At 73.5% G+C, this 22,069-nt stretch carries 23 protein-coding genes; 14 read left to right on the top strand and 9 right to left on the bottom strand.

Going from position 1 to position 22,069, the window contains the following annotated elements; translation table 11 throughout:
- Positions 1–143 precede the first annotated feature (143 nt).
- On the top strand, positions 144–1,367 hold the full coding sequence (locus ACTVAJ_RS12105) for an amidase (protein ID WP_470388223.1): 1,224 nt from the start codon (positions 144–146) through the stop codon (positions 1,365–1,367).
- Here the strand turns inward: ACTVAJ_RS12105 and ACTVAJ_RS12100 are convergent.
- Positions 1,316–2,581 carry a DUF418 domain-containing protein gene (locus ACTVAJ_RS12100; RefSeq protein WP_470388222.1) on the bottom strand — a complete coding sequence of 422 codons (1,266 nt, stop codon included), beginning with the start codon at positions 2,579–2,581 and terminating at the stop codon, positions 1,316–1,318. The genes ACTVAJ_RS12105 and ACTVAJ_RS12100 overlap by 52 nt on opposite strands.
- The gene (locus ACTVAJ_RS12095) at positions 2,571–3,218 is read right to left on the bottom strand and encodes a TetR/AcrR family transcriptional regulator (protein ID WP_470388221.1); all 648 of its coding nucleotides are present in this window, start codon (positions 3,216–3,218) and stop codon (positions 2,571–2,573) included. The genes ACTVAJ_RS12100 and ACTVAJ_RS12095 overlap by 11 nt, the downstream gene beginning before the upstream one ends.
- A 166-nt stretch (positions 3,219–3,384) precedes the next feature.
- On the opposite strand from ACTVAJ_RS12095, the gene ACTVAJ_RS12090 reads away from it, so the two are divergent.
- Entirely contained in the window at positions 3,385–4,389 is a 1,005-nt protein-coding gene (locus ACTVAJ_RS12090) for a zinc-binding dehydrogenase (RefSeq protein ID WP_470388220.1), read from the top strand.
- A gap of 244 nt (positions 4,390–4,633) precedes the next feature.
- On the top strand, positions 4,634–5,428 hold the full coding sequence (gene thiD / locus ACTVAJ_RS12085) for a bifunctional hydroxymethylpyrimidine kinase/phosphomethylpyrimidine kinase (RefSeq protein WP_470388219.1): 795 nt from the start codon (positions 4,634–4,636) through the stop codon (positions 5,426–5,428).
- An 82-nt stretch (positions 5,429–5,510) separates the two neighbouring features.
- Here the strand turns inward: thiD and ACTVAJ_RS12080 are convergent, their stop codons facing one another.
- Together ACTVAJ_RS12080 and ACTVAJ_RS12075 are read right to left on the bottom strand one after the other, a co-directional pair.
- Complete coding sequence (locus ACTVAJ_RS12080; RefSeq protein WP_470388218.1) at positions 5,511–5,888, bottom strand: VOC family protein; 378 nt, start codon at positions 5,886–5,888, stop codon at positions 5,511–5,513.
- Positions 5,889–6,032: 144 nt separating this feature from the next.
- Complete coding sequence (locus ACTVAJ_RS12075; RefSeq protein ID WP_470388217.1) at positions 6,033–6,530, bottom strand: MarR family winged helix-turn-helix transcriptional regulator; 498 nt, start codon at positions 6,528–6,530, stop codon at positions 6,033–6,035.
- A gap of 221 nt (positions 6,531–6,751) precedes the next feature.
- Here ACTVAJ_RS12075 and ACTVAJ_RS12070 point away from each other — a divergent pair, with 221 nt between their 5' ends.
- The 4 genes from ACTVAJ_RS12070 (at position 6,752) to galK (ending at position 10,898) form a co-directional block, all read left to right on the top strand.
- Positions 6,752–7,687, top strand: coding sequence for an EamA family transporter (locus tag ACTVAJ_RS12070; RefSeq protein WP_470388216.1), 936 nt, complete (start codon positions 6,752–6,754; stop codon positions 7,685–7,687).
- Positions 7,688–7,876: 189 nt separating this feature from the next.
- Entirely contained in the window at positions 7,877–8,674 is a 798-nt protein-coding gene (locus ACTVAJ_RS12065; protein WP_470388215.1) for a DeoR/GlpR family DNA-binding transcription regulator, read from the top strand.
- Complete coding sequence (galT, locus tag ACTVAJ_RS12060; RefSeq protein WP_470388214.1) at positions 8,671–9,753, top strand: galactose-1-phosphate uridylyltransferase; 1,083 nt, start codon at positions 8,671–8,673, stop codon at positions 9,751–9,753. The genes ACTVAJ_RS12065 and galT overlap by 4 nt, the downstream gene beginning before the upstream one ends.
- Entirely contained in the window at positions 9,750–10,898 is a 1,149-nt protein-coding gene (galK, locus tag ACTVAJ_RS12055; protein WP_470388213.1) for a galactokinase, read from the top strand. The genes galT and galK overlap by 4 nt, the downstream gene beginning before the upstream one ends.
- A gap of 6 nt (positions 10,899–10,904) precedes the next feature.
- Here the strand turns inward: galK and ACTVAJ_RS12050 are convergent, their stop codons facing one another.
- Both ACTVAJ_RS12050 and ACTVAJ_RS12045 read right to left on the bottom strand, forming a co-directional pair.
- Positions 10,905–11,675 carry a hypothetical protein gene (locus ACTVAJ_RS12050; RefSeq protein ID WP_470388212.1) on the bottom strand — a complete coding sequence of 257 codons (771 nt, stop codon included), beginning with the start codon at positions 11,673–11,675 and terminating at the stop codon, positions 10,905–10,907.
- 145 nt (positions 11,676–11,820) lie between these two features.
- A complete protein-coding gene (locus ACTVAJ_RS12045; protein WP_470388211.1) occupies positions 11,821–12,084 on the bottom strand; it encodes a GlsB/YeaQ/YmgE family stress response membrane protein in 264 nt (87 codons plus the stop codon).
- 245 nt (positions 12,085–12,329) lie between these two features.
- Here ACTVAJ_RS12045 and ACTVAJ_RS12040 point away from each other — a divergent pair, with 245 nt between their 5' ends.
- Positions 12,330–12,749, top strand: coding sequence for a helix-turn-helix domain-containing protein (locus ACTVAJ_RS12040; RefSeq protein WP_470388210.1), 420 nt, complete (start codon positions 12,330–12,332; stop codon positions 12,747–12,749).
- 252 nt (positions 12,750–13,001) lie between these two features.
- Here ACTVAJ_RS12040 and ACTVAJ_RS12035 read toward each other — a convergent pair whose 3' ends face one another.
- The 3 genes from ACTVAJ_RS12035 to ACTVAJ_RS12025 form a co-directional block, all read right to left on the bottom strand.
- On the bottom strand, positions 13,002–13,592 hold the full coding sequence (locus ACTVAJ_RS12035) for a ClpP family protease (protein ID WP_470388209.1): 591 nt from the start codon (positions 13,590–13,592) through the stop codon (positions 13,002–13,004).
- Positions 13,589–14,254, bottom strand: a complete 666-nt coding sequence (locus tag ACTVAJ_RS12030; RefSeq protein WP_470388208.1) for a ClpP family protease — start codon at positions 14,252–14,254, stop codon at positions 13,589–13,591. Before ACTVAJ_RS12030 ends, ACTVAJ_RS12035 begins: the two co-directional genes overlap by 4 nt.
- A gap of 203 nt (positions 14,255–14,457) precedes the next feature.
- Entirely contained in the window at positions 14,458–14,955 is a 498-nt protein-coding gene (locus ACTVAJ_RS12025) for a MarR family transcriptional regulator (protein WP_470388207.1), read from the bottom strand.
- 237 nt (positions 14,956–15,192) lie between these two features.
- Between ACTVAJ_RS12025 and ACTVAJ_RS12020 the strand changes: the two genes are divergently transcribed.
- The 6 genes from ACTVAJ_RS12020 to mnhG are packed head-to-tail and all read left to right on the top strand — an operon-like array spanning position 15,193 to position 22,021.
- Positions 15,193–18,147, top strand: a complete 2,955-nt coding sequence (locus ACTVAJ_RS12020; protein ID WP_470388487.1) for a Na+/H+ antiporter subunit A — start codon at positions 15,193–15,195, stop codon at positions 18,145–18,147.
- On the top strand, positions 18,144–18,974 hold the full coding sequence (locus tag ACTVAJ_RS12015; RefSeq protein ID WP_470388206.1) for a Na(+)/H(+) antiporter subunit C: 831 nt from the start codon (positions 18,144–18,146) through the stop codon (positions 18,972–18,974). Before ACTVAJ_RS12020 ends, ACTVAJ_RS12015 begins: the two co-directional genes overlap by 4 nt.
- Complete coding sequence (locus ACTVAJ_RS12010; RefSeq protein ID WP_470388205.1) at positions 18,974–20,644, top strand: Na+/H+ antiporter subunit D; 1,671 nt, start codon at positions 18,974–18,976, stop codon at positions 20,642–20,644. The genes ACTVAJ_RS12015 and ACTVAJ_RS12010 overlap by 1 nt, the downstream gene beginning before the upstream one ends.
- A complete protein-coding gene (locus tag ACTVAJ_RS12005; RefSeq protein ID WP_470388204.1) occupies positions 20,641–21,276 on the top strand; it encodes a Na+/H+ antiporter subunit E in 636 nt (211 codons plus the stop codon). Before ACTVAJ_RS12010 ends, ACTVAJ_RS12005 begins: the two co-directional genes overlap by 4 nt.
- Positions 21,273–21,617, top strand: coding sequence for a monovalent cation/H+ antiporter complex subunit F (locus tag ACTVAJ_RS12000; protein ID WP_470388203.1), 345 nt, complete (start codon positions 21,273–21,275; stop codon positions 21,615–21,617). The genes ACTVAJ_RS12005 and ACTVAJ_RS12000 overlap by 4 nt, the downstream gene beginning before the upstream one ends.
- Positions 21,614–22,021 carry a monovalent cation/H(+) antiporter subunit G gene (gene mnhG / locus ACTVAJ_RS11995; RefSeq protein WP_470388202.1) on the top strand — a complete coding sequence of 136 codons (408 nt, stop codon included), beginning with the start codon at positions 21,614–21,616 and terminating at the stop codon, positions 22,019–22,021. Before ACTVAJ_RS12000 ends, mnhG begins: the two co-directional genes overlap by 4 nt.
- Positions 22,022–22,069: the final 48 nt, after the last annotated feature.

Below are 22,069 nucleotides of genomic sequence, written 5' to 3'. Positions count from 1 at the left end.
CGGGCACCGGCTCGTCCGGTCGGTGTCGGGCCCCGTCGCGTACGGACGGGGGTCTCGCGTGGCTCTCCGGGCGGGTTCTCCCCCTCCGCCCGCGGTCGGTCACCGCGCTGGGTCCGGTGTCCGGATGTGCTTGTCTGGGGCACGTGCACCAGACCCCCGACCCGTTCCTTACCCCCAGCGCCGCGGAGACCGCGGCCCGGGTACTCGGCGGGCGGACCAGCGCGGTGGCCGCGGTCGAGTCCGCCCTGGCCGCCGTGGAACGGACCGACACCGCCGTCAACGCCTTCCGCGAGGTCTGGCCGGACGCCGCGCGGACGCGGGCCGCCGCCGTGGACGCCGCGCTGGCCGAGGGGCGGCGCCCTCCGCTGGCCGGGGTGCCGATCGCGGTGAAGGCGTCCGAGGGGCTGACCTCCGTCCAGGCGCGGCGCCTGGTCGCGGCCGGTGCCGTCCCCGTCGGCGCCACGTCGGTCCCGGGGCCGGGAACCGCGTGGAAGACCTGGGGCGCGACCGAACGCGGACCCACGCTCAACCCGTGGCGGGCGGACGTCGTGCCGGGCGGGTCGTCCGCCGGTTCGGCCGCGGCGGTCGCCGTCGGGGCGGTGCCGCTGGCGACGGCCAGCGACGGGGCGGGATCGACGCGGATCCCCGCCGCCTGGTGCGGGATCGTCGGGTACAAGCCGACCACGGGGCTGCTCCCGGCGCGGGACCGCGCCGGTCTGGCGATCGGCGGCCCCCTCGCCCGCACGGTGGCGGACGTGGAGCTCTACCGGGACGTGGTCCTGGCGACCGCTCCGGGGAGGGCCGCCGGGCCCCGGGCCGGAGCCGTCCCCGAAGGAGCGCCCGGAGCGGCTCCCCTCCCGCCGACCAGGGTGGCGTGGTCCCCCACCCTGGGGTTCAACCGGGTGGACCCGGACGTGCGGCGGACGGTGGAACGGGCCCTTCAGACGTGGGCGGGCCGCTCCGGGGTCGGGGTGGAGGAGAGGGACCCGGTACTCACCGACCCCGCCGAGAGCTGGTTCGCCCGGCGGGGCGCGCGGCGGGCCGGGGACCGTGGCGACGACGCGCGCAACCGCGCCGCGCTCGACACGCTCCTGGGCACCGTCGACCTGCTGGCCACCCCGACCACGCCGAACCTCCCGCACCCGCACGAGGGCCCCGGCGAGGTGATGAGCGTCGGCTTCACCTGGCTCCTCAACATCACCGGGCACCCCGCGATCAGCCTGCCCGCCGGGCTGTCCCCGGACGGTCTGCCCGTGGGCGTCCAACTCGTCGCCGCCCACCACCGCGACGCGTTCCTGACGGCCGCGGCGGCCGACTACGAGCGGTCCGTCCCCTGGCCCCGGCTCGGGACGCGCGGGCCCCGCTGACCGGGCGCCCGGGACACCACCGCCTTCTGCAGGGCCTCCAGGGGTCCCGCCGGGAACCGCCGCAGCCACAGCGTCGACCCGGTCAGGAGCAGGGCGCAGACCACCGCCCAGAGCCCCATCACCCACCACGGGCCGTACGCCTCGAAGCGGACGGCGAGCCCCAGGCCGAACCCGTAGCACAGCAGCGCGCAGACGACGTTCTGCGTCACGTAGCCGGACATCGCCGTCCGCCCCAGCGAGGCGAACGCCCCGACGACGCGGCCCCGCGGGTTCACCCGGTCCAGGAGCCAGCCGACGGCTCCGACGTAGCCGAGCGCGACGATCGGGGCCGCCACGTACCGGTCGACGAGGAAGAGGTCCGTCCCGGCCAGCGACGTGGCCACGTTCAGCGGCACGCCCACCCCGATCCCCCACACGAGCATGCGGGACCGGATGCGGCGCCCGGTGGCGTCGGCGCCGAAGGCCCCGGCCCGGAACAGTCGTACCCCCAGCAGGAACATGAACAGCAGCAGGCCGAACGCGACGATCGGTTCCAGACGGAGCAGGAGGAAGTGGTCGAGCCGGAAGGCCACCTGGTCGAGGTAGCCCCCCTCCGCGTACAGGGCCGCGACGTCTCCGGGGACGCCGCCGTCCTCCGGTGACGGGTCGGCCACCATGGCGGCGGTCACCAGGGCGACGAACGCCAGGTGCAGGGAGAGCGCGGTCCACATCACGGCGCCGCGCACCCGCTCGGAGCGGCTGAGCAGCCAGGCGACCACCACGGACACGGCGGCGTACCCCATGAGCACGTCGGCCGCGAAGACGAGGGTGAAGTGCACCAGGCCCTCGGTGAACAGGAACAGCGCCCGCCACATGTAGGGCCCCGGCCAGCGTCCGCCCCGCCGTGCCGCCGAGCGGTACTGGATGGCCAGGCCGACCCCGAACAACAGGGTGAGCATGGACAGGAACTTGCCGTTGGAGACGAGCAGGAAGACGCCCCGGGCCAGACCGGCGGCCGACGGGTCGGCCAGGAAGGGGCCCATCGGGCTGAGCGTGTCGGTCCCGTAGAGCATGACGCCCTCGCCGCCCGGGGAGGCGAAGATCCACACGTTGGTGGCGAGGGTGCCCAGGATGGCGAGTCCGCGCAGGACGTCGAGCAGCGGCAGTCGGCCGCCGGGCCCGGCGTGCTCGTCGGCGGGTCGGGTCGGTGGGTTCGATCGGATGTCACTGGTCATGGGGGTCCCCTTCGCGGTGCTCGGACGGGTCGTCGGGGCTCCCAGGGGCAGCGCAGAGCCGGTCGAGGTAGGTACGCAGGGAGTCGCGGATCTCCTCCGCCGGGAACTCCCGCGTGGTGACGAGGTGGTTCATGGTCAGGCCGTCGACGAAGGCCACGAGCCGGGTGGCCTCGCCGCGGGCGTCGGTCCGCTCCGGGAGGTCCCCGCGGCGCACGGCGTCCTCGAATCCGTGGGTGATCCCCGCCACCAGGGCCGCGGTCGTGTCCTGGTGCAGGCGCGCCATCTCCGGGTCGGTGAGGGTCGCGGGGAGGAACTCCAGCCAGACGGTCAGCTCCAGTCGGCGTTCGTCGTCGAGCGGCAGGAGGGTCTCGGCGAAGCGGTACAGCAGCTCACGGTAGGAGCCGCGCCTGTCGATCGCGTGGAAGCGCTCCTCGGCCCGCCGGTACATGTGCCGCACCCCGAACAGCAGCAGGTCGGACTTGGTGCGGAAGTAGCGCTGCACCAGCCCGACGGAGACACCCGCCTCGTCGGCGACGTCCGCGAGGGTCGTCCTGGCCAACCCCCGGTCGGCCACCGCGCGCATGAGTGCCTCGGCGACCTGGATCCGCCGTCCTTCGTGGTCCGCTGTTCGTGCCATAAAAAAATATTAGCGGCATATTTTTATGAACGCCAGTGCGGCGCGCCCCGGGGCGCCGCCGAGGAGAACCGGATCCGCCCGGGACTTGACCTCAACTTAACTTGAGGTAAGAGGGTGGGTCCCGCGCCGCGAGGAGCGGCGCCTGACGACCTGAGGAGCGATGACGATGCGTGCGGTTCGAGTCAAGGAGTTCGGCGGCCCCGAGGTACTGGTGACCGAGGAGGTGCCCGACCCCGTCGCCGGCCCCGGAGAGGTGGTGATCGACGTCACCGCCGCCGACATCCTGTTTCTCGACACCCTCCTGCGCCGGGGATGGGGGCAGGAGTTCTTCCCGGTGTCCCTCCCCTACACGCCCGGCTCCGGGGTGGCCGGAACGGTCTCCTCCGTCGGGGAGGGCGTCGACGCGGCGTGGATCGGGACCCGGGTGGTCGCCGAGACCGGCCGGGGCAACCCCGGAACCGGGCAGGTCCTCCCGACCGACGGCTACGCCGAGCGGGTGGCGACCCCCGAGGAGCGGCTCATCCGGGTGCCCGACGGCCTCGACCCGACCCACGCCGTGGCCCTGCTGCACGACGGCGCCATGGCCAGGCTGCTGGAGGGGGCGGCCCGGTTCGAGCCCGGCACCTGGGTCCTGGTCGCGGCGGCCGCCGGCGGCGCGGGCAGCCTGGCCGTCCAGCTGGCGCGTGCCGCGGGGGCGCACGTCGTCGGCGCGGCCCGGGGTGAGGGCAAGCTCGACCTGGTGCGCTCCCTGGGCGCCGACGCGGCCGTCGACTACTCGAAGCCGGGCTGGGTGGAGGAGGTCCGCGCGATCACCGGCGGGGAGGGTGCGCGCGTGGTCCTGGACGGCGCGGGCGGCGATCTGGGCGTGGCGGCCTTCGGTGCCGTCGCCGACGGGGGCCACTTCATCAGCTACGGGACCGCGTCCGGCTCGTTCGCCGAGGTCGACGAGGAGGCGGCCGAGCGCCGGAAGGTGACGGTCACCGGACTCCTCGACCTGGAGGGCAACGACACCTCGCACAAGCGCGACCTGACCCGGGACCTCCTGGAACTGGCCGCGGAGGGCCGCGTCACGCCGAGGATCGGGGTCGCGCTCCCCCTGGAGCGCGCGGCCGAGGCGCACGCCGGCCTGGAGGAGCGCACCTCCGTCGGCAAGACGCTCCTGGTGGTCTGAGGCGCGGTCCCTGCGGGACTGCCGACCGGGGCTCCCCTGCGGTGGGGTCCACCCCAGCGCCCCCGGGGAGCCCCGTGCCCAGCCCTGTGATCACGCGCGGGGACGGCCCGCCCCTCGCCCTCGGCGCCCCGGACCCGGAGGAGGTCCGCCCGACCCGTCCACCTGTGATGCAATGTGCGCAGTTCGGGGAGGCACACGTCCCCGGCACAGCCAACGGGACATCGAGACAGGAGGGTGCGCGCAGATGACCAACCGCGCGTACGTGATCGCAGGGTCGGAGGCCACCGGCGGCGCCGGGATCCAGGCCGACCTCAAGGCCTTCCAGGAGCTGGGCGTGTACGGGGTGGGGACGATCACCTGCATCGTCTCCTTCGACCCCGCGAACGGGTGGGGGCACCGCTTCGTCCCCGTCGAACCGGGTGTCATCGCCGACCAGATCGAGGCGGCGACCTCCTGCCACGACCTGGACGTGGTGAAGGTCGGGATGCTCGGGACACCCGACACCATCGACGTGGTCTCCCGCGCCCTGGCCGCCCGCCGGTGGCGCCACGTGGTGCTCGACCCGGTCCTGATCTGCAAGGGCCAGGAGCCGGGCGCGGCCCTGGACACCGACGAGGCACTCACCGGGAAGGTGCTGCCCCTGGCCACGGTCATCACGCCGAACCACTTCGAGGCGCGCACCCTGGCGGGCATGGACCGGATCGACACGGTGGACGACCTGGTCGAGGCGGCGCGGCGGATCCACGCGCTCGGCCCCGGCCACGTCGTCGCCAAGGGCGGTGTGGAGCTGCCCGGACCGGACGCGGTGGACGTGTACTTCGACGGCGAGGAGGTCACCGTCCTGCGCGCGCCGAAGATCGGCGACGAGCGGGTGAGCGGCGCGGGCTGTACGTTCGCCGCGGCCATCACCGCGGAACTGGCCAAGGGCGCCGAGGTGGGGGCCGCGGTGGCCACCGCCAAGCGGATGGTCCGCGAGGGGATCGCCCAGCGCCTGACCACGCACGCCCCGTTCGCCTCCGTGGTCCCGCTGGCCCCGTAGGTCGGTCGACCGCAGGTCCGCCCGGGCGGGTGGGGACGACGGCCTCCCCGCCCGGGCGCGGCCCCGTTTCCGGCGTGGACTGTCAGACCGGGTCGAGGCGGTCCCTGAGCAGGCAGAACTCGTTGCCCTCGGGGTCGGCGAGGACGTACCAGGGCTCCTCCCCCGTCTGGCCGATGTCGACGGGTTCGGCCCCGGCGGCCAGGAGGCGTTCGAGTTCGGCGTCCTGATCGCGGTCGGTGGCGTTGACGTCGATGTGCAGCCGGGGCTTGCGCCGTTCCGGGGCGTCGCAGCGGATGAGGGCGATCGTCGGCTGCGGGCCGCCGTACCCTTCGCGCGGCCCGATCTCGACGCCCTCCTCTCCCCGGGCGAGCACGACGAGGTCCAGGACCTCGCACCAGAACCGTGCCAGCGCCTCGGGGTCGCGGCAGTCGAGCACGAGTTCGCTGATACGGCATGCCATCGGGGAAACCCGCTCTCGGTCCGGGGAGTGTCGGAGCGTCCGCGCGCGGATCCCGTGGGCGCCCCGCGGAGAACACCCGCGCGACCCTACCGGGCGGGGTGGGCGGAGGCGAGGGCGTTCCCGGCCCCTCACCGCGTACCGTCCCTAGTCGAGGGTGTCGCCCAGGGACACCAGGAGCTTGCGCAGCAGCCCGGCGAGCTGGTCGCGCTCACCCTCGTCGAGCACCTCCAGGAGCCGCTCCTGGTTGGCCACGTGTCCGCCCACCACCCGGTCGACGAGCTCCAGCCCCTCCGGGACGAGCGTCACCAGCGTCCTGCGCCGGTTCGTCGGGTCGGTCTCGCGCGTCACCAGCCCCCGGGCGACCAGCCGGTCCACGCGGTTGGTCATCGCCGCGCCGCTCACCATCGTCATGGCCACCAGTTCCTTGGGCGTGAGGGAGTAGGGCGCACCCGAACGGCGGAGCGTGGCCAGGACGTCGAACTCCCACCGCTCCAGGCCCTCCTCGGCGAGGAACCTCTCGACGGAGCGCCAGAGCAGCGGGGTGGCCCGGCCCATCCGCCCGATGATGCCCATGGAGGACGCGTCCAGGTCGGGGCGCTCGCGCGCCCACTGGCTGAGGAAAACGTCGACGGCGTCGTTCATCCGGCGATGATAGCCGCCTTGACCCAGGGGAGCTTCACGACCTAATATTTCGACATCGAAAGATTCATCATCGAAAGGTTCGTTGTAAAAATGAACATGCGGCCCCCCGCCACCGCCTCCGGCCGGCACCTCCGGCACGGGGCGGTCGCGACCGTCACCGACCGCGGAGGGTGCACGACCGCCGCCCGCTCCACCGACCTCCGCGACGCGGGAGCCTCCCGATGACCCGCGGCCGCGTCGCCCTCGACTCCCTGCTCACCCTGATCGCCCCGGTGGTGTGGGGCAGCACCTACATCGTCACCACCGAACTCCTGCCGCCCGACCGCCCGCTACTGGCCGCCACCATGCGTTCCCTGCCCGCCGGCCTGGTCCTCCTCGCCGTCTGCCGCGTCCTGCCGCGCGGCGTGTGGTGGTGGCGCGTCCTGGCCCTGGGCACCCTCAACATGGGGGTCTTCTTCTACCTGCTCTTCGTCGCCGCCTACCTGCTGCCCGGCGGGGTCGCGGCCCTGGTCATGTCGGTCCAGCCGATGCTGGTGCTGGTCCTGGCCGCGCTCCTGCTCGGCGACCGGATCCGGCCGGTCCACGTGCTGTCCTGCGTGCTGGGCGTCACGGGCGTGGGGCTGCTCGTCGTCGGCCCGGAGGCCGCGCTGGACCCGGTGGGGATCCTGGCCGGACTCGCGGCGGCGGGCTGCATGGCGACCGGCATCGTGCTCACCAAGCGGTGGGGCCGACCGGAGGGAGCGGGCGTACTGGCGATGACCGGATGGCAGCTCACCGCCGCCGGGCTGGTGCTGGCCCCGGCCACCCTCGCCTTCGAGGGACTGCCCGACCGGATCACCGGCCCCAACCTGGCCGGGTTCGCCTACCTCGGCGGGATCGGCGCACTGCTCGCCTACGCGCTGTGGCTCCGCGGTGTCGAACGCCTGCCCGCGCTGGCCGTGTCCTTCCTGTCCTTCGGCAGCCCGCTGGCCGCCACGATCCTGGGCTGGGCGGTCCTCGGCCAGGCCCTGACCCCGGTCCAGCTGGCCGGGGCCCTGATCGCGGTGGCGGCGGTGGCCGTCGTCCAGATCTCCTCGTCCCGGGGCGGCCCGGCCCGGAGAACGGGCCGCCGGGACGGCGCACCCCGCGGGGAGGCGCTCACCGGAACGAGAAGCTGAAGCAACGAAAGAGAACACGTACGAACACTTTCCGACAACACCCGACCGCCGAGAGCCGACACTCCCCCGCCCCAAACCCCAGACTCCACCGGGTATTGACACCACAGCCCCCGTTGAGAGACTGCATCAAACAGAATCGAACACCACGCCCCGCGCCGTGCGGAGGCGGGGCGTCGGACAGGGGGGCGCATGCTGGCCGCACGACGGCAGGAGTTGATCCTCGAACGGGTGCGCAGGACCGGCTCGGTCCGCGTCAACGAACTGGTCGAGGGCTTCTCCGTGTCGGACATGACCATCCGGCGGGACCTGGACGCCCTGGAGAGCCGGGGTGAGGTCCGCAAGGTGCACGGCGGGGCCGTCTCCACCGGTCCCGCCCGAACCGACGAGCCCGGGTTCGAGGCCAAGTCGACCCGCCAGGAGGCGGAGAAGCACGCGATCGCCCGCGCCGCCGCCGACCTGGTCGAACCGCACAGCGCCGTCGGCCTGTCGGCGGGCACCACCACCGCCGCCGTCGCCGCGTGCCTGGTCCGCACCCCCGGTCTGACCGTCGTCACCAACTCCCTGCGCGTCGCCGACGTCCTCCACCGCTCCCCGAGGTCGGACCGGACCGTCGCGCTCACCGGCGGTTTCCGCACCCCCTCCGACGCGCTCGTGGGTCCGCTCGCGCTCGCGTCGGTGCGCGGGATCAACCTGGACGTGCTCGTCCTCGGCGTGCACGGCATGCAGGAGCGGGCCGGGTTCACCACCCCCAACCTCATGGAGTCCGAGACCGACCGGGCGCTCGTGGACGCCGCCGCCACCCTCGTGGTGGCCGCCGACCACACCAAGTGGGACACGGTCGGGATCAGCACGATCGCCCCGCTGGACCGGTGCGACGTCCTGGTCACCGACGCGGGCCTGGGCACCCGGGCGCGGGAGGTGCTCAGCGAGCGGGTGGGCCGCCTCGTGGTCGCCGACGTTCCGGGCGCGGGGGTGGCGGGGGCATGAGGCGGACCACGTCCCGTCTGGCCGACGGCCGCGAGATCATCTACTTCGACGACGGGGACGCGCCCCGTACCGTCCTCCCCGACACCCGCGACCTGCCCCCGGTGTCGACGGGTTCGGAGATGCGCTTCGACCCCCTGCTGCGCGAGTGGGTGGTCGTCGCCTCCCACCGCCAGGACCGCACCCACCTGCCGCCCGGTGACGACTGCCCGCTGTGCCCCTCGGCGGACGACCGTCGCACCGAGATCCCCGCGCCCGACTACGACGTGGTGGCCTTCGAGAACCGCTTCCCGTCGCTCGCGCCGGGGGACGGGAGCGCACTCGGTCCGGTCGGGGAACTGGAGCCGTCCCGGCGGGCCAGCGGCGGCCGCTGCGAGGTGCTCGTCTTCGGCCCCGACCACCACGCGTCCTTCGCCGACCTCTCCCCCGGACGGGTGCGCACCATCATGGCCGCGTGGGTGGACCGGACGGTCGTGCTCTCCGCTCTGCCGGAGGTCGAGCAGGTGTTCTGCTTCGAGAACCGGGGGTCGGAGATCGGTGTGACGCTGCACCACCCGCACGGACAGATCTACGCCTTCCCCTTCCTCACCCCCCGCACCCTGCGCGTACTCGACTCCGCCGAGCGCTACCGCGAGCGGACCGGGGAGGACCTGTTCGCGAACGTCCTGCGCGCCGAGCGGGAGGCGGGGGTGCGGGTGGTCGCCGAGTCGGAGCACTGGACGGCGTTCGTCCCGGCGGCGGCGCGGTGGCCCGTGGAGGTCCACGTGTACCCGAACCGCCGGGTCCCCGACCTGCCCGCGCTGACGGAGGAGGAGCGGGCCGACTTCGCCGATCTCTACCTGGACGTGCTGCGGCGGATGGACGCCCTCTTCGACGGCCCCCTGCCCTACGTGGCCGCCTGGCACCAGGCCCCGGTGCGCGACCGGCGCGACCTCGCCCGGCTGCGGCTGGAGCTGTTCTCCGTGCGACGCGCACCGGGCAGGCTCAAGTACCTGGCCGGGGCCGAGTCCGGGATGGGCGTGTTCGTCAACGACGTCGCCCCCGAGACCACCGCCCGGCGCCTCCGGGAGGCGGCGGCGTGAGCCGTGCGACGGCGGCCTTCCGCACCGCCTTCGGGTACGCGCCGGAGGAGGCGTGGGCCGCCCCCGGGCGGATCAACCTGATCGGCGAGCACACCGACTACAACGACGGCCACGTCCTGCCGATCGCCCTCCCCCGCGTGCTGACCGCGGCGGCCGCCCGCCGGACGGACGGGCGGATCCGGTTCCGCTCGCTCCAGGCCGCCGAGGGGTTCGAGGGCCGCCTCGCGGACCTGGCGCCCGGGTCGGTACCGGGGTGGGCGGCCTACCCGGCGGGCGCCCTGTGGGCCATGGCCGAGGCGGGCCTGCCGGTCGGGGGCCTGGACCTGCTGGTGGACAGCACGATCCCGGCCGGGGCGGGGTTGTCGTCGTCGGCTGCGCTGAGCTGCGCGACGGTCCTCGCCGCCGCCGGACCGCACGGGATCGGTGTGGGCCGGGCCGAGGTGGCGCGGCTGGCCCAGCGCGCGGAGAACGCGTTCGTGGGGATGCCGTGCGGGATCATGGACCAGTCCGCGTCCGTGCTGTCCGTGGAGGGGCACGCCCTGTTCCTGGACACGCGGTCCCTGGCGGCCGAACCGGTGCCGTTCGCCCCGGCCGGGCACGGGCTCGCCCTGCTGGTCGTCGACACGCGCGCGCCGCACCGCTTGGTGGAGGGCGCCTACGCCGACCGCCGCCGCTCCTGCGAGAGGGCCGCGCGCGCCCTGGGGGTGGACGCGCTGCGCGACGTCCCCGAGGAGGGGCTCGATGCGGCGCTGGCCGCCCTGTCCGACGGGTCGGACCGTCGCCGTGTGCGGCACGTGGTCACCGAGAACGCCCGGGTGCTGGCCGCCGTGGAACTGCTGCGCGCCGGGGACCTGCGCGGTGTGGGCCCGCTGTTCACCGCCTCCCACGCGTCCCTGCGCGACGACTACGGGGTGAGCGTTCCCGAGGCGGACACGGCCGTCGACGCCGCGCTGGCCGCCGGAGCGCTGGGGGCCAGGATCACCGGCGGCGGCTTCGGGGGGTGCGTGATCGCCCTGGTGGAGGCGGACGGGCGGGAGGCGTGCGCCGCGGCGGTGCGCGGGGCCTACCGGCAGCGCGGGTTCACCGCCCCGGTCCTCTTCGAGTCCGCCCCGGCCGCCGGGGCGCACCGGGTCCATCCGGTCTGAGCACGGTCACCAGCGGGCCGAGGACACCAGTCCCTCGGTCTCGTCCAGCCCGTAGCCGTCCACCACGATCACGTCCGGACCCTCCAGCAGCCACACGCGCTGGTCGAAACGGGCGAAACCGGAGGCGGCGGTGTCGAAGCACAGGACGGAGCCCGTGGCCCGGACCGCCCGGCCGCCCTCGGCGGTGACCGTGGCGGTCTCCCAGTCGTCCTCGTCGTCCCCCCTGCCGTCCAGCGCGCGGACGGGGACGCCCTCCGGGCACGCCCCGGGGTTGGAGGAGGGGGCGTAGGCGGCCCACGTCCCCGGCGGGGCGAAGTCCATCGGCGCGTAGCCCGGTCCGCCGTGGTCGAGCACCTGCGGCCCGAGGACCTTGAGGTGTCGGCAGCCGGTGCCGAGGTCACCCCAGGACCAGTCGCCCCCCGCGCAGGCCGCCTGGCCCCGCGGGTACAGCGCCAGCCACTCGGTCTCCTCCAGTTCCGCCCCGGGGTCGCTGAGGGGGCCGACCGGCTCGGTCACGGACTCCGCGTCCCAGCCGTCCGGCAGGGGGAGGGACACGCCCGCCAGTTCGGCCCGGGGCGTGTCCGTCCCCTCGGTGGGGCTGGCCGACGCGGAGGGGACGCCGCCGTCCGGGGCGCCGGAACCGGGGGCACCGCCCCCCGGGAGACAGGCGGTCAGCGTCGCCGCGGCCACCGCCGCGAGGGTCGCGACGGCGGTCGGCGCCCTCCCGGAACAGGCTGGGCTGACCGCGGTACCGGAGGTGCGCGGGTCGAGGGGCATAGGGGAGTTCCTCCGCTCGGATCCGGGGCCGGATGTCCCGGTCCCACACCGTGGGACCGGTGCGGACGGCGCAAGGTTCCCGCGCACGGGGAGGCCACCGGTCGCGCACCGGTGGCCTCGGGAAGCGTCGGGCGGGGCCGCCCGCTCAGGCGGCTCCCCCGGGCTTCCTGGCGTACATACCGTCGGCTATGTACACGATGGCGGCCGCGACCAGCACCTGGACGATCAGCACCCACCACCACATGGACGAGATGAGGTTGGCGAGGAACCCGCCGACGAAGGCGGCCACGATGCCCAGGAGCAGGGTCAGCCAGATCGGCAGGTGCTGTTTGCCCGGGACGACGAGTCGGCCCAACGCACCGATGATCAGACCGACGAAAATGGCGCTGATGATTCCGGTGATCTCCACGGGTCCCTCCCTGGTCGACGCCCCTACCCTCGTTCCCGCTGATCAGGTGATGGACACCGCGTACACGCCAGCCGGGGGCAACCCTTGGCCGGACCTTGGACGGGACGTGGGACGCGCGTGGCCGGAACGGCCCCGCGCACCGCGCCCCTTCTGCCGTCGGCAGAAGCGCGCCCGCCCCCTCCCCCGCACCGCGCGCACGGCGTACGCTCGGACTCGGAGCAGCGCCGCACGCCCGGGAGGAACCGATGACCGACACCGTCCTTCGCTCCCTGGACGAGGCCCGCCGCGGACCGCGCCCGCAGGCGCGCGAGGAGCCCGTGGAGCGCGGCGAACCGCTCATGCGCGACCTCATCGGCGACCTGCTGCGGCGCACCCGGACCGAGCAGGGGCGGACGCTCCGGGAGGTCGCCGAGGACGCCCAGGTCTCGCTCCCCTACCTGTCGGAGATCGAGCGCGGCCGCAAGGAGGCCTCCTCCGAGGTGCTCGCGGCGGTGTACCGCTCCCTGGGGCTGAGCCTTCCCGACGTCCTCGCCGAGCTGTACCGGAGCACCGTCCCGGCCGCCCCGTTCCGGACCGGTACCGGCCTGGGCGACTTCCGGCGGGCGGGCGCGGCCCCCGTCCCCGCTCCCGCGCGCGGGGCCCGGGTCATGTCCCTGGCCGCCTGAGCGGCACCCGACCGGCCACGGACCGTCACGGAACCTCGACAGGGGCGACCGCGAAGCGCGGACGTCCCACGGAGCACCGTCGAGCGATCACACCAGGCGACCACCGGTGTCGCCCCGCCGCCTCCGCCGCGCGGGCGCGCGGCCCCGGCCCGTCGGAGACGGCGCTCCCCGGGCCGGGGCGGTCGGGTGCGGACGGCCCCTCGTCCCGGTGCTCCACGGACCGGGATCCGGGCGGGTTCCGCCGCCCGGCGGTCAGCGGGTGGTGACGATCCCGTCCACCAGACCGTAGTCCCTGGCCTGCTCGGCGGTGAAGATCCTGTCCCGGTCGGTGTCGGCCCGCAGCCGCTCCACCGTCTGCCCCGTGTGCCGGGACAGGATCGACTCGACCTGCGAACGCACGCGCAGGATCTCCTCCGCCTGGATCTCCAGGTCGGCGGCGACGCCCTGTCCCTCGGTCGACGGCTGGTGCAGCAGCACCCGGGCGTGCTCCAGCGCCATCCGCTTGCCCGCCGCCCCCGCCGCGAGCAGCACGGCCGCCGCCGAGGCCGCCTGGCCCATGCACACCGTGGCGACGTCGGCCCGGGCGAACCGCATGGTGTCGTAGATGGCGGTCAGCGCGGTGAACGATCCGCCCGGCGAGTTGATGTACAGCTGGATGTCGGACTCGCTCGACTCGTAGTCCAGGTGCAGCATCTGCGCCATGACCACGTTGGCGACGTCGTCGTCGATCGGTGTCCCCAGGAAGATGATCCGCTCCGACAGCAGTCGGCTGAACACGTCGGAGGACCGCTCGCCCCGGGGGGTGCGCTCCACGACCATCGGCACGGTGTAACGTCCGCTCACTCGCCCTGCCCCCCGATCCGGTTGGCGAACCCGGGCGCGGCGGTCCCGAGGCGGAACCCGCTGCCCTCCAACTCGCGCACCGACGTCACCACGTGGTCGACGAAGCCGTAGTCCCTGGCCTCCTGGGCGGTGAACCACGCGTCGCGGTGCTGGTCGCTGGTGACGGCCTCCTCGCTCTGGCCGGTGTGCTCGGCGATGAGCCGGATCATGGTCCGCTTCGTGTGCGCGAGGTTCTCCGCCTGGATGGCGATGTCGGCGGCGGTCCCGCCGAGCCCGCCCGAGGGCTGGTGCATCATGATCCGCGCGTGCGGCAGGGCGTACCGCTTGCCCGCCGTCCCGGCACAGGCCAGGAACTGGCCCATGCTGGCGGCGAAACCCATGACCAGCGTGGACACGTCGTTGGGGATGAACCGCATCGTGTCGTAGACGGCCATACCCGCGTAGACGGAACCCCCGGGGCTGTTGATCGCGAGGGTGATGTCGCGCCGGGGGTCCTCGTCGGCCAGCAGCAGCATCTGGGCGCACACCCGGTTGGCGCTGGTCTCGTCCACCTGCGTGCCCAGCAGCACGATACGGCTGCGCAGGAGGCGGGCCGCCAGCTGGTCGTCGAAGGCGCCGCCGACGGCGTCGTGTTCGGCGAGGGGCCGTTCGTGGGTCAGCATGGAATCTCCTCCACCGGTCGGCGGAGCGCTCGTCCGCCCGGCCGGTGGTTCCACCCTGCGGCGGCACGCCCGGAGACTTCCACCGTTTCGGCCCGGGGCAGATCTGCCCACGGCAGAGCCCGGCCGACTGCCGGAGGAACCGCCTGGTCAGACCACCGCGGGCCGTTCCACGGCACCGTACGCGCCCCGTGTCCCGGTCGGGCTCACACGTCGTCGAGGGCCTCGCGCAGGTCCCGCAGGATGGTGACCACGTACGGCCGCAGCGACGGCCGGATCGCGTCGTACATCCTGCGCTGCCTGTCCTCCAGCACGGACCGGCGGGCGGCGAGGAGCCGCTCACCCTCCTCGGTGATGTGCACCACCGTGCTGCGCTCGTCCCGCTCCGAGCGACGGCGCGCCATCACGCCCTTGCGCTCCAGCTGTTGGATCATGCGAGTGGCGGAGGGGGACGACACGCCGACGACCCGGGCGACCGCTCCGACACTCGGTTCGTCCATGCCCCGCACGGCCTCCATCAGGAGGGTCTGCGTCAGCGTGAGCTCCTCGTGCGCCTGGCCACCGCGGGAGCGGGCGTGTATCGCGGCGTTGATCAGTTCGGTCCAGGCGCGCTGGAACTCGTCGAGCCCGACGTCGGGCGGTTCGGTGTCGTGTGCTCCGGGGTCGGGCGGTTCGACTCCGGGTTCGGCTGTCTCGTCAGACACGAAACGATCCTCGCTGACTGGGCGTACGCCACACACCTGGACGCGCGCGGCGGTTTGATTATTGTGTAGTCTAGCTATTAGATAGCCAAGGTACGTAATTTCACGATGATCCATGCCCCGCCGAGGCCGAACCGACACCTTCCACCCGCGAAACCGTCGCCCCGGTCGCGGGGTGGCGGGTGTCCGCTCCAGGCGTAGGCGGGCCCGGACCCATCCGGGAGGGACGCATTGACCACCGTGCTCGTCGCGCACTTCATCGCCGCGGCGCTCGCTCCCCTGCTCGTGCGCCGTTGGGGGCGGAACGCGTTCGTCGCGCTCGCCGCCGTCCCCGGCGCCTCCGCCGTCTGGGCCCTCCTCCAGGCCCCCGCGGTCACGCGCGGCGACGCGCTCTCGACGTCGGTCGCGTGGGCGCCGCAGTTCTCCCTGCGGCTGGGCCTGTACATGGACGCGCTCGGCCTGGTGATGACACTCATCGCCGCCGGTGTGGGCGCGCTCATCCTCGTCTACTGCTCCCGCTACTTCACGGACTCCGAACCCGGGCTCGGCCGGTTCGCGGGCGTGTTCACCGCCTTCGCCGCCGCCATGCTCGGCCTGGTCCTGGCCGACGACCTCATCCAGCTCTTCGTGTACTGGGAGCTGACCACGGTCTTCTCCTACCTGCTCATCGGGCACAGCACCGAGCAGAAGGAGAGCCGCCGCGCCGCCATGACCGCGCTGACGGTCACCACCGCGGGCGGACTGACCATGTTCGTCGGCCTGATCATGCTGGGCCGGGCGGCCGGCACCTTCGTCATCTCCGAGATCGTCGCCGATCCCCCGTCCGGCGGCACCGCGCTCACCATCGCCCTGGCGCTCGTCATGGTCGGCGCCATGTCGAAGTCGGCCCTGACCCCCTTCAGCCTGTGGCTGCCCGCCGCCATGCGCGCGCCCACGCCGGTCTCCGCCTACCTGCACGCGGCGGCGATGGTCAAGGCCGGTGTGTACCTGACCGCCCGTCTCACCCCCGCCTTCCACGACGCCGTCGTCTGGCAGTCCATGGCACTGGCCTTCGGCGTGCTCACCATGCTGCTCGGCGGGTGGAAGGCGCTGCGCCAGTTCGACCTGAAGCTGGTGCTGGCCTACGGCACCATCAGCCAGCTCGGCTTCCTCGTCGCCCTCCTCGGGGCCGGGACGCGGGCCGCCGCGCTCGCCGGCGTCTCGATGCTCGTCGCGCACTCCCTGTTCAAGGCGGCGCTGTTCCTCGTGGTCGGGATCATCGACCACTCCACCGGAACGCGGGACCTGCGCGAGCTGTCGGGCCTGCGCACGGCGATGCCCGGCACGTTCTGGACCGCGCTGGCCGCCCTCGTCTCCATGGCCGGGGTACCGGTCGCGCTCGGCTTCGCCGCCAAGGAACTGGCGTTCGGCGCGTTCACCGGCGGCGGAGTCGTCGACACCGCCGTGATCGTCGGGCTGGTCGCCGGGTCCGCCCTCACCGTCGCCTACAGCCTGCGCTTCCTGTGGGGCGCCTTCGCGGTGAAGGAGAACGTCCCCGAGACCCCCGTGCACGCGCCCGGACCGCTGTTCCTGGCGCCCGCCGCGGTCCTCGCCGCGCTCGGCCTGCTCGGCGGCCCGTTCGCCGGCCTGATCGACCCGCTCCTGAGCGCCTACGCCGACACCGTCCCGTCGGCCCCCGGCGCCGAGACCACGCACCTGGTCCTGTGGCACGGCTTCGAGCTACCGCTCCTGCTGTCCGCCCTCTGCCTGACCCTGGGCTACGTGCTCTTCCTCCTGCGCCACCGGGTGGCGCGGCTGGGCGCGCGCACGGCGTTCGTGGACCCCGACCGGATCTACCGGCGGATGCTCGCCGCGCTGGAGAACATCGCCCTCCAGCTCACCGGGGGGACGCAGCGCGGTTCGCTGCCCGTCTACCTCGGCACGATCCTGGTCACCGTGGTGGTCGCGTCGGGCTGGCCCATCCTCACCGGCCGCCTGTGGGACCTTCCCGCGCCGCCCGTACGGGTGTGGGACACCCCGGTGCAGCTGATCCCGACCGTGATCATCATCCTGACCTGCCTGTTCGTCCTGTTCGTGCGGCGCCGCCTGTTCGCGGTCGTCCTGGTCGGGATGACCGGCTACGGATGCGCCGTGCTGTTCTTCCTCCAGGGCGCCCCCGACCTCGCGCTCACGCAGTTCCTCGTGGAGACCGTCAGCCTGGTCGTCTTCGTCCTGGTCCTGCGCCGTCTGCCCGCCCGCTTCTCCACACCGGCCCTGCGCGGTCGCCGCATGTGGAACCTGGTGATCGGTGTGGCCACCGGGGCGCTCGTGGCGAGCATGACCTACTTCGCGCTCGCCGGACGCCAGGACGAGTCCGTCTCGCCCGGCTTCGTCGACGCCGCCCACGAGGTCGGCGGGGAGAACATCATCGCCGTCCTGCTCGTCGACGTGCGCGCCTGGGACACCATGGGCGAGATCTCCGTCCTCGGCGCGGCCGCGGCGGGCGTGGCCAGCCTGATGTTCGTGCGCCGCCGCGCCCAGCCGCGCGGCGGCCCGCACGGGCTCCGACCGGTGTCGCACACCGCGCCGACCGCCCCTCCGGGCGGGGGCGGGGCCATCGACCTCGGCGGCCTGCGCACCGCGCCGCGCGAGGCGCACATCCGGCCCGCCACCACGAGGACGTGGCTGACCGGCGCCGAGGCCCTGCCCACGGAACGGCGGTCGGTCATCTTCGAGGTGATCTCGCGCTTCCTCTTCCCGGTGATCATGGTGATCTCCGTGTACCTGCTGTTCACCGGCCACTCCGCGGTCGGCGGCGGGTTCGCCGGGGGCATCGTGGCCGGGCTCGCGCTCATCGTCCGCTACCTGGCGGGCGGCCGGTTCGAGCTGTACGCCACCGCCTGGGTGCAGCCCGGCGCCCTCATCGGCGCGGGCCTGGCCCTGGCGACCGGGATGGCGCTGGCCGGTCCGCTGTTCGGTGACGACATCCTGTCGGGCGGGTCCCTGGACCTGCACGTCCCGTTCATGGGCCACCTGCACCTGACCACGGGCCTGGTGTTCGACACCGGCGTGTACCTGCTGGTCATCGGCCTGATCCTGGACATCCTCCGCAGCCTCGGCGCCCGGATCGACGAACAGATCGAACGGGACGCCGCGCACACCGCGGAAGCCGCCCGACGCGGGGCCGAGTCCCCGGCCGAGGAGGTCACCTCGTGAACGACACCCCCAGTCTCATCCTCGTCCTCGTCGTCGGCGTGCTGGTCGCGGTGGGCGTCGTCCTCCTCCTGGAGCGCAGCCTGACCCGCGTCCTGCTCGGGTTCGTCATGCTCAGCAACGGCGTCAACCTGATGATCCTCGCCGCGGGCGGCGCGGCCGGGGGCCCGCCGATCCTCTGGCTCACCGAGCCGGACGAGATGTCGGACCCGCTGCCGCAGGCGATGATCCTGACCGCCATCGTCATCACCCTCGGCATCACCGCCTTCCTGCTGGCCATGGCCTACCGGAGCTGGCAGTTGGAGGGCAACGACGAGGTCCAGGACGACGCAGAGGACCTCCGGATCGTTCGGGGCGAGGGCATCCGCGCCGTCCGCAGGCGGTTCCGCCGCGAACGCCGGCGTCTGCGCGCCGACATCCGCGCCCAGCGGGCCGAGCTCCAGGCGACCATCGCGACCGCCGACGCCCAGGAGCTGGCCGAACAGGCGCGGATCAAGGCGGAGATCGCCGCCGCGCAGGCCGAGCTCGCCCGGTTCGAGGTCGACGCCGAGGAGAGCGGCGCCGACGAGCACTCCCAGGAGACCGTGCGGCGGTTGACCGACCGCACGCAGACGATGGTCGAGCAGGTGGCCGAACTGCGCGGGCGTATCCGCCGGGGCCGCAGGAAGCTGCGGGAGCACCGCCGCGCCGACCGGGCCGCCGAGCGCGAGTTGTGGCGGGAACTGCGGCGCCGGGTCCGCTCCCAGCGGCGGCGGATGCGCCAGACCATGCGGGCCGAGCGCGAACGCCTGGCCCGTGCCGAGGACAGCGAGCTGCAGGGGAACGACTGATGAACGACGGATCCCTCTTCGCCGCGAGCCTGCACCACCTCGTCCCGCTGCCGGTGGTCCTCCCGCTGTTCGCCGCCGGGGTCAAGCTCGCGCTCGGCAGCCGCTGGCCCCGGTTCCAGCAGTGGGTCAGCGTCGCCACGCTCACGGCCGTACTCCTGATCGGCTTCGCGCTCATGGTCGGCGCCGACACCTTCGGGCCGCTGGCGGTCCAGCTCGGCGGCTGGGAGGCGCCGCTCGGGATCACCATGGTGGCCGACCGGCTGTCGGCCCTGTTCGTGACCGTGTCCGCGGCCATCACACTGGCCGTGCTCGTGTACTCCATCGGGCAGGGCATGGCGGGCAAGGCCGAGGTGGCGCCGCTGTCGGTGTACCAGCCGACCTACCTGATCCTGGTCGCCGGGGTGTCCAACGCCTTCCTGGCCGGTGACCTGTTCAACCTCTACGTCGGTTTCGAGATCCTGCTGACGGCGAGCTACGTCCTGCTGACCCTGGGCGGGACCCAGCCGCGCATGCGCGCGGGCGCCATCTACGTGGTGGTGTCGCTGCTGTCCTCGGTGCTGTTCCTCATCGCGATCGGGCTCGTCTTCGCGGCGACCGGGACCGTGAACATGGCGCTGCTGGCCGAGCGGCTGTGGGACGTGCCCACCGAGCTGCGGCTCGTGCTGGAGGTCATCCTGGTCGTCGCCTTCGGCATCAAGGCCGCCGTGTTCCCGCTGTCGGCGTGGCTGCCCGACTCCTACCCGACCGCGCCCGTGCCGGTCACCGCGGTGTTCGCGGGCCTGCTGACCAAGGTGGGTGTGTACGCGATCATCCGCGCGCAGACCCTGATGTTCCCCGGCACGCAGATCGACACGCTCCTGCTGTGGGTCGCCCTGGCCACCATGATCATGGGCGCGCTGGGCGCGGTGGCCCAGAACGACATCAAGCGCCTGCTCTCCTTCACACTGGTCAGCCACATCGGGTACATGCTGTTCGGGGTGGCGATCGGCAACGAGCTCGGGCTCTCCGGCGCGGTGTTCTACGTCGCCCACCACATCACCGTGCAGACGACGCTGTTCCTCATCACCGGGCTGATCGAACGGCGCGGCGGGTCCACGTCGCTGGACGACCTGGGCGGGCTGGGGCGCATCGCCCCGGTGCTGGCCGTGCTGTTCTTCATCCCGGCGATGAACCTGGGCGGCATCCCGCCGCTGTCCGGGTTCCTCGGCAAGCTCGGCCTGCTCCAGGCCGGTGTGCAGGCCGGGACGCCGATGGCGTACGCGCTGGTCGTGGCGTCGGTGGTGACCAGTCTGCTCACGCTGTACGTCATGGCGCGGGTGTGGAACTACGCGTTCTGGCGGGCGCCGGCCGAGGGCATGGTCGCCGAACCGGGCACGGTCCTGGAGGAGAGCGAGGAGGGGGGCGGCGACACGTCCACCGCCGCACTCGGCCCGGAGGAGGCGGTCGGTCCCGCCTCCCGCCTGGAGGACACCGCGACCCGGGCCGCGACGCGGGTGGTCACGTCCGTGGTCCTGCCCCGGAGCATGGTCGGCGCCACGATGGCGCTGGTCGCCATGGGACTGGCCCTGACCGTGTTCGCGGGCCCGCTCATCGCCTACTCGTCGGAGACCGCGATGGAGCTGATCGAGCGCACTCCGTACATCCACGCCGTACTGGGAGGCAGCCGATGACCGTGGAGGAACCGCGTCGGCGGGACGGATCCGCCACCGGCGGCGGCCGGGCCCTGCGGGTGCTGCGCCGCCGGTTGGGCAAGGTGCAGCTGCCCGTGGCGCTCGGCATGACCCTGGTGTGGATGCTGCTGTTCAACGGCTTCCACTGGCGGGAGGAGTCGCTGGGCCTGGCGGTGCTGGGGTTCGGTGTGTCGGTACTGGTCACGGTGGTGTTCCCGCTGCCGCCGATCGGGCCGGGGCTGCGGCTGCGCCCGCTGAGCGCGCTGCGGCTGCTGGTGTTCGTCGTCTCGGAGATGGTCGTGGCCAGCCTCCAGGTCACGCGGTACGTGTTCGCCCCCGGGCCGCCGGTGCGCAGCTCCGTGATCGCCGTGCGGCTGCGCACCGACTCCGACCTCATGCTCGTGTTCACGTCGATCATCCTGACCGTGATCCCCGGAAGCGTGGTCGTGGAGGTCGAGCAGCCGAACCGGATGCTGTACGTGCACGTCCTCGGCGCGGTCGACAGGGAGGGGGCCGAGCGGGCCCGCCAAGGGACGCTGCGGCTGGAGGAGCGCATCGTGCGCGCCCTCGGGACCGCTCGGGACATCGCCGATCTGGAGGCCGCGACCGCGGCCGGGAGGGGGAACGCGTGACCGCTCTGTGGATCACCATCGCCGTGCTGCTCGGGCTGGCCGCCCTGCTCGGCACGGCCCGCCTGATGCTGGGGCCGAGCATCCTGGACCGGGCGCTGTCCGTCGACGTGCTCGTGGCCTCGGCGCTCACCGGCATCGGCGCCTACGCGGCGGTCAACCGCGACCCGTCGGTGCTGCCGATCCTGCTGGTGCTGTCCCTGGTCGGGTTCGTGAGCTCGGTCAGCGTCTCCAAGTTCGTGGCCCGCCGCCACCTGAGCGAACACCTGCGGGACCTCGTCGCCGGGGGGCCGGAGGGCAGCGGAGGCGCGCCTGGCACCGACGGTAAGGGGAGGAAGGCGTGAGCGATGACGTGGTCGCGGTCCTGGACTGGATCGCGGTGCTGTGCCTACTGGCCGGGGCGGCGCTGTCCCTGGTGGCGGGGGTCGGCCTGGTCCGCTTCCCCGACCTGCTCTCCCGGATGCACGCGGCGGCCAAGCCCCAGGTGCTCGGGCTGCTCCTCGTCCTGGTCGGTATCGGCCTGCGCATCGCCCCGCAGGAGACCGGTGTGTTCAACACGGGCACGCTGATCCTGGTGGGGCTCTTCCAGGTGCTGACGGTGCCGGTGGCGGGGCACATCGCCGCCCGGGTGGCCTACCGGACCGGGCGGATCCGCGACGACCTGCTGGTGACCGACGAGCTGGCCGAGCGGATCGACGAGCGGCGGGACGGCGGCTCCTCGGCTGATCCGGGGGACCGCCAGGCCTGAGTCCGCCGTCCCGGGGCCCCGGGACGGCGGGCGGTACCGCGGCGGGGC

Source organism: Nocardiopsis sp. KDC1DS13DA1, from assembly GCF_055632325.1.
This window is presented reverse-complemented; position numbering and strand designations above follow the sequence as displayed.

Bases quoted from the DNA above. Each gene is read 5' to 3' on its own strand.
- ACTVAJ_RS12080 (WP_470388218.1), bottom strand. From the start codon at position 5,888: ATGGCATGCCGTATCAGCGAACTCGTGCTCGACTGCCGCGACCCCGAG.
- thiD (WP_470388219.1), top strand. From the start codon at position 4,634: ATGACCAACCGCGCGTACGTGATCGCAGGGTCGGAGGCCACCGGCGGC.
- ACTVAJ_RS12090 (WP_470388220.1), top strand. From the start codon at position 3,385: ATGCGTGCGGTTCGAGTCAAGGAGTTCGGCGGCCCCGAGGTACTGGTG.
- ACTVAJ_RS12100 (WP_470388222.1), bottom strand. From the start codon at position 2,581: ATGACCAGTGACATCCGATCGAACCCACCGACCCGACCCGCCGACGAG.
- ACTVAJ_RS12040 (WP_470388210.1), top strand. From the start codon at position 12,330: ATGACCGACACCGTCCTTCGCTCCCTGGACGAGGCCCGCCGCGGACCG.
- ACTVAJ_RS12075 (WP_470388217.1), bottom strand. From the start codon at position 6,530: ATGAACGACGCCGTCGACGTTTTCCTCAGCCAGTGGGCGCGCGAGCGC.
- galT (WP_470388214.1), top strand. From the start codon at position 8,671: ATGAGGCGGACCACGTCCCGTCTGGCCGACGGCCGCGAGATCATCTAC.
- ACTVAJ_RS12065 (WP_470388215.1), top strand. From the start codon at position 7,877: ATGCTGGCCGCACGACGGCAGGAGTTGATCCTCGAACGGGTGCGCAGG.
- ACTVAJ_RS12005 (WP_470388204.1), top strand. From the start codon at position 20,641: ATGACCGTGGAGGAACCGCGTCGGCGGGACGGATCCGCCACCGGCGGC.
- ACTVAJ_RS12050 (WP_470388212.1), bottom strand. From the start codon at position 11,675: ATGCCCCTCGACCCGCGCACCTCCGGTACCGCGGTCAGCCCAGCCTGT.
- ACTVAJ_RS12030 (WP_470388208.1), bottom strand. From the start codon at position 14,254: ATGCTGACCCACGAACGGCCCCTCGCCGAACACGACGCCGTCGGCGGC.
- ACTVAJ_RS12095 (WP_470388221.1), bottom strand. From the start codon at position 3,218: ATGGCACGAACAGCGGACCACGAAGGACGGCGGATCCAGGTCGCCGAG.
- ACTVAJ_RS12010 (WP_470388205.1), top strand. From the start codon at position 18,974: ATGAACGACGGATCCCTCTTCGCCGCGAGCCTGCACCACCTCGTCCCG.
- ACTVAJ_RS12070 (WP_470388216.1), top strand. From the start codon at position 6,752: ATGACCCGCGGCCGCGTCGCCCTCGACTCCCTGCTCACCCTGATCGCC.